At 70.7% G+C, this 860-nt stretch carries 1 protein-coding gene; it reads right to left on the bottom strand.

The genetic code is table 11. The features are described 5' to 3' along the window. A partial coding sequence (locus GT030_RS23070) for an amino acid ABC transporter permease (protein WP_161202726.1) occupies window positions 1-860 on the bottom strand: 860 nt, incomplete at both ends.

Here is an 860-nt window from a genome sequence, read left to right as displayed (position 1 = left end):
CGGGCCCGCTGGAGCGGGGTGGGCGGCGGGGTGCGGTCGGCGCCGCGGGCGTAGCGGCGCTCCACGTAGTACTGGGCGACCGACAGCAGCGAGGTCAGCAGGACGTACCAGGCGGTGGCGACGAGCAGCAGCGGGATGACCCGGCCGTTGCGGCCGTAGACGACCTGGACCTGGTAGAACAGCTCGCCGATGGCCATCACGTAGACCACCGAGGTGCCCTTGAGCAGGCCGATGATCTCGTTGCCGGCGGTGGGCAGGATGGCACGCATGGCCTGGGGCAGCACGATCCGGCGGATCTGCCGCAGCCGGGGTATGCCGAGCGCGGCGGCGGCCTCGCGCTGTCCGGAGTCGACGGAGAGGACTCCGCCCCGGACGATCTCGGCGGCGTAGGCGGCCTGGTGGAGGGTGAGGCCGATGACGGCGGCGCCGATGGTGCCGATCAGGCTGTCGCTGTCGACGGACCAGAAGACGGGACCGAAGGGGATGCCGATGCCGAGGCGTTCGTACAGGGCGCTCAGATTGAACCAGAACACGAGCTGCACGATCATCGGGATGGACCGGAACACCCAGATGTAGGTCCAGGCGACGGTCTGCAGCACCGGGCTGTGCGAGAGCCGCATGAAGGCCAGCACGGTGCCCAGGAGGAAGCCCAGCACGGTGGCGTAGGCGGTGAGTTGGAGGGTGACCCAGACGGCCTGGACGATCGTCTCGGACAGCACGTAGTCGCCGAAGACCCGCCATTCCCAGACCGGGTTGGTGGCGAGCCCGTGCGTGAACTGGGCGACCAGCACGAGGACGGCGGCGGCCCCGGCCCAGCGGGCGGGGTGCCGGGCGGGGACGACCTTGAAGGCGGCCGGGTC

Source organism: Streptomyces sp. SID1328, assembly GCF_009865595.1.
GTDB classification, from domain to species: Bacteria; Actinomycetota; Actinomycetes; order Streptomycetales; family Streptomycetaceae; genus Streptomyces; species Streptomyces griseoluteus.
The sequence above is the reverse complement of the archived record's forward strand: the minus strand, read 5'-3'. Positions and strand labels throughout refer to the sequence as shown.